This window comes from Streptococcus sp. CL8.13 (assembly GCF_049737895.1).
The window spans coordinates 1-5007 of the sequence record NZ_JBKOTT010000068.1; the positions used below are offsets into that span (position 1 = coordinate 1).

The window sequence follows — 5007 nt, forward strand, 5'->3', positions numbered from 1 at the left end:
CATCAAAGATTTAGCACCAAATTTAAAGATTGCGGCTCATGATCCTAAAGATGGTATCATTGAAGCTGTCATGAGTACGGATGATGTTGCCTTTCTCGGTGTCCAATGGCACCCAGAATTTCTTTTTGAAAATCGTCCCAAAGATAAAAACCTCTTTGACTATGTCGTCAATGAACTTTAGATTAAATCCGTCTTTTCACGATAACTAAAGTAATTAGAATGAGAGACAATCAAATGGTCCAAGAGGACAATCCCCATCAGGTCACAGGCTTCTTTTACAAGTTTAGTCACATGATCATCATTTCGGCTAGGGGCTACCGCTCCTGAAGGATGATTGTGGACCAAGATGAGAGAAGTCGCCATATGCTTGATAGCATAGTGAAGAATCTCACGTGGTTCAGCAATACTACGAGTAGCTGAGCCGATAAAAATGGTCTGTTGATGAATGATTTGATTTTGAGTATTGAGATAGAGCGCCACCAGGTGCTCTTGTTTTTTATGTCCCAACTCCTGTTGCATCTTCTTGGCCAACTTTTGACTGCTGAGAATACTTTCCATCTCAATAGTTTCATGTTTGTGAATACGATGCCCCAGTTCAATCATAGCTTGTAATTCTATAGCCTTAACACGGCCAATACCAGATAGACTCTGCAATTCCTGCAGGGTCATTTTTTTCAAATCCGTTAGGCTTGAAAGATTGTTCAAAACTTTCTGGGCAATTTCAAAAACGCTAGCTTGACGTGTTCCTGTCCTAAGTAAAATAGCTAGCAACTCTTGGTTACTGAGCGCTTCTACTCCTTCCTTGGCCAGCCTTTCTCTTGGCAACAGTGAATCTTCTTGGAATGAAATACTATACATAAAAATCCTCCTCACTTTATTATTCGTGAGAAGGATGGAAAATTAGATTTTTTTCTCAATTGGGGCTACACTAGCTAAAAGTTTTTTCAAACCTACTTCTGGGAAATTGATTTTTAATTCCTGCGTAGCACCGCTACCTGAAACTTCCAGAACAGTTCCCTCTCCCCACTTCTTGTGGAGGGCAATGTCACCAATGGACCAATTTGCCTCGCTAGACACTGATTTTGCTCCAGCTGTATATTGACCAAATGGGAGGCCGCTTGACTGGATAGTTTTTGGGGCCGCACTGCGTTTACGGTCTTGCAGAGCTTGCGCCAAACTCATACCTTGACCGAAGGTAACGCCTCCACTGCTATAAGATGCTTTAAAGCTTGTATTTGCTGGTCGGGCCAGACCTTGATACTCAAGCAAATCTGAACTAATTTCATTAATAAAACGAGTCGGACGGTTGTAGTTGGTACGACCGAAAAGCAAGCGTGAGTTAGCATTGGTCAGATAGAGAATTTTCTCTGCACGCGTGATACCTACATAGGCCAGACGGCGTTCTTCTTCTAATTCATCTTGATCTTCAGCTGCACGGCTAAGCGGAAAGACATTTTCTTCCATCCCAATCAAAAAGACAACTGGAAACTCGAGACCTTTAGCGGCATGCAGGGTCATCAGGGTCACTTCTGATGTCTCCTGACTACCTGAATCTGTATCCGCAATCAAGGCTAAGTCATTTAAGAAACGACTCAGTTTGTCCAGACCATTTTCTTCTTCTGACCCATCAGAGGTGTCATCAAAGTTTTTCGTCACAGAAAGGAACTCTTCAATATTTTCGACCCTAGCCTTGCTTTCTAAAGTCGCTTGAGCATTTAAAATATCGACGTAACCTGTTTTTTCTAGGACGGCCTCAACCAACTCTGTAATATTTAATTGATCTAGCTGCTCTCGTAAATCCAGAATCATATTGGCAAAATCCCAGATAGACTGGGCTGCTTTACCCTTGATACCAGATAACATGATATTTGCTGAAGCATCCAGCATAGACATGTCTTGCATATTAGCAAAGTCACGAATTTTCTCAACAGTACCTGGGCCAATTCCTCGTTTCGGTTCGTTGATAATACGTTCAAAACTGATATTGTCACTCAAATTAGCAATGAGGTTTAGGTAAGCGATAATATCACGAATTTCCTTACGGCTGTAGAACTTGGTTCCACCAACCATGGTATAAGGAATATTTGACTTGAGCAGGGCTTCCTCAATAGTACGAGACTGGGCGTTTGTACGATAGAGAACTGCAAAATCCTTATGAAGGAAGTTTTGACTGCGACCAAGTTCATCAATAGTTTTAGCCACAAATACAGCCTCATCTAGCTCATCATTGGCACGATAATAAACGATTTGCTCCCCATCAGCGTTCTGGGTCCAGAGATTTTTAGGGCGACGGTTTTTATTGTTTTTAATAACTTCATTGGCTGCTTGAAGAATAGTCTTCGTAGAGCGATAATTTTCTTCTAACAAAACAACCTTTGCTTGAGGATAATCTTTCTCGAAATCCAAGATATTCTGCATATCAGCACCACGCCAACCGTAAATCGACTGGTCCGCATCTCCAACCACACAGGTGTTTTTAAAGCGCGAAGCCAAGAGTTTGACCAGTTGGTACTGGGCATGATTGGTATCTTGGTACTCATCAACATGGATGTATTGGAACTTCTGCTGATAGTAAGTCAAAACATCAGGATTTTGATCAAAGAGACGCAGGGTCAGCATAATCAAATCATCAAAGTCAACCGACTCCGACTGACGCAATTCTTTTTGGTAAGCAGTGTAACACTGGGCCACGATTTGCGTGTACATATCTCCAGCTTGGGCAGCATAGGCAACATCATCAATCAGGTCATTCTTAGCATTTGAAATTGTTCCTAAGATGCTTCGTTCATTCCATTTTTTAGGATCTAAGTTCAACTGCTTGAGAATGCGTTTCATGAGCGTTCGCTGTTCACCAGGATCTACAATAGTGAAATTGCGATTGTAGCCAATATGGTCCGCATCGCGACGCAAAATACGAACACACATGGAGTGAAAGGTCGCAATCAGACAGTCCTGAGTGGCTGGATTTAGGCTATAAGCACGCTCCTTCATCTCACGCGCAGCCTTATTGGTAAAGGTAATAGCCAAGATATTCCACGGATTGACTAGCTTTTCATCAATCAGATAAGCAATGCGGTGGGTCAAAACTCGGGTCTTCCCAGAACCAGCCCCTGCCATGATCAACAAGGGCCCTTCTGTCGTTTGCACCGCCTCAGCCTGACGGTCATTCATTCCATTTAATAATGCGTTCATCTTCTCTTCCTTACTCTTGAAGTCAATATTTCTATTATATCAGAATTCAGGGAAAATATCTTTACCTAGACTGCTTACGTGTAGAAGGCAACTTCTTATATCTAGATAAAAAATGAGCTTGGATAGTATTTCCAAACTCATTTATTACTCAATGAAAATCGAAGTGCAAACTAGGAAGCTAGCCGCAGGCTGTACTTGAGTACGGCAAGGTGAAGCTGACGTGGTTTGAAGAGATTTTCGAAGAGTATGAAGTCAATTTCAATATACTAGAACAAACCTAGAACGGTTCCATCGCTTTCAACATCCATGTTGAGGGCTGCTGGTCGTTTTGGAAGGCCTGGCATGGTCATGACATCACCAGTTAAGGCAACGATGAAGCCTGCACCTAATTTTGGTACCAATTCACGAATGGTAATTTCAAAGTTTTCAGGTGATCCAAGTGCATTTGGATTATCTGAAAAACTATATTGAGTTTTAGCCATACAGATTGGCAATTTGTCCCAACCGTTTTGAACGATTTGAGCGATTTGTGTTTGAGCTTTCTTCTCAAAGTTTACTTTGCTACCACGATAGATTTCAGTAACAATCTTTTCAATCTTTTCTTGAACAGAAAGGTCATTGTCATACAAACGTTTATAGTTAGATGGGTTTTCAGCGATAGTTTTGACAACCGTTTCAGCAAGTGCTACTCCACCTTCTGCACCATCAGCCCAGACACTTGCCAACTCAACTGGCACATCAATAGAAGCACAGAGTTCTTTCAAGGCTGCGATTTCAGCTTCTGTATCAGAAACAAATTCGTTAATCGCAACAACTGCTGGAATACCGAACTTACGGATGTTCTCAACGTGGCGTTTCAAGTTGGCAAAACCGGAACGAACAGCCTCTACGTTTTCTTCTGTCAAAGCGTCTTTAGCCACACCGCCATTCATCTTAAGAGCACGAAGGGTTGCAACAATAACTACTGCATCTGGAGATGTTGGCAAGTTTGGTGTCTTAATATCAAGGAATTTCTCGGCACCAAGGTCTGCACCAAAACCAGCTTCAGTAACTGTGTAATCAGCCAAATGAAGGGCTGTTGTAGTTGCCAAGACAGAGTTACATCCGTGAGCAATATTGGCAAATGGACCACCGTGAACAAAGGCAGGTGTTCCGTAAATTGTCTGAACCAGGTTCGGCTTAATCGCATCCTTCAAAATCAAAGCTAATGCACCTTCAACCTGCAAATCACCTACAGAAACAGGTGTTCGGTCATAGCGATAACCGATAACGATATTAGCCAAACGGCGTTTCAAGTCCTCGATGTCTGTTGCCAAGCAAAGAATCGCCATGATTTCGGAAGCGACGGTAATGTCAAAGCCATCCTCACGTGGAATACCATTTAGAGGGCCACCAAGTCCAACGGTCACATGGCGAAGAGCACGGTCGTTCAAGTCCACTACACGTTTCCAGAGGATACGGCGTTGGTCGATTCCTAGCTCATTTCCTTGGTGTAAGTGGTTGTCAATCAAGGCAGAAAGCGCATTGTTGGCAGTTGTAATGGCATGCATGTCCCCCGTAAAGTGAAGGTTGATGTCTTCCATTGGCAGAACTTGAGCATAACCACCACCAGCGGCACCACCTTTGATTCCCATTACTGGACCAAGAGATGGTTCGCGAATAGCAATCATGGTTTTCTTGCCAATCTTGTTCAAGGCGTCCGCAAGACCAATGGTAATGGTTGATTTTCCTTCACCTGCAGGTGTTGGGTTGATAGCAGTAACCAAAATCAATTTCCCAACTGGATTGCTCTCAACTGCACGAATTTTATCAAAG

4 protein-coding genes are annotated in these 5007 nt (G+C 42.7%); 1 reads left to right on the forward strand and 3 read right to left on the reverse strand.

Features of this window, described 5'->3' with window-relative positions:
- Positions 1 to 181: gamma-glutamyl-gamma-aminobutyrate hydrolase family protein (locus tag ACLNCN_RS03260; RefSeq protein ID WP_424844606.1), on the forward strand; the 181-nt coding region annotated here is incomplete at its 5' end.
- Here the strand turns inward: ACLNCN_RS03260 and radC are convergent.
- From radC to ACLNCN_RS03275, 3 genes are all read right to left on the reverse strand, one after another.
- Positions 178 to 858 (reverse strand): RadC family protein, encoded by a 681-nt coding sequence (gene radC, locus ACLNCN_RS03265; protein WP_218493464.1) that lies wholly within the window; start codon positions 856 to 858, stop codon positions 178 to 180. The two genes, ACLNCN_RS03260 and radC, sit on opposite strands and share 4 nt — an antisense overlap.
- 42 nt (positions 859 to 900) lie before the next feature.
- The gene (pcrA, locus tag ACLNCN_RS03270) at positions 901 to 3192 is read right to left on the reverse strand and encodes a DNA helicase PcrA (protein ID WP_424844607.1); all 2292 of its coding nucleotides are present in this window, start codon (positions 3190 to 3192) and stop codon (positions 901 to 903) included.
- Between the two features lie 266 nt (positions 3193 to 3458).
- On the reverse strand, positions 3459 to 5007 hold a 1549-nt coding region (locus tag ACLNCN_RS03275; RefSeq protein ID WP_424844608.1), incomplete at its 5' end, for a formate--tetrahydrofolate ligase.

What these genes read in the sequence shown, in the direction of transcription:
- radC (WP_218493464.1), bottom strand. Translation starts at nt 858, where the DNA reads ATGTATAGTATTTCATTCCAAGAAGATTCACTGTTGCCAAGAGAAAGG.
- pcrA (WP_424844607.1), bottom strand. Translation starts at nt 3,192, where the DNA reads ATGAACGCATTATTAAATGGAATGAATGACCGTCAGGCTGAGGCGGTG.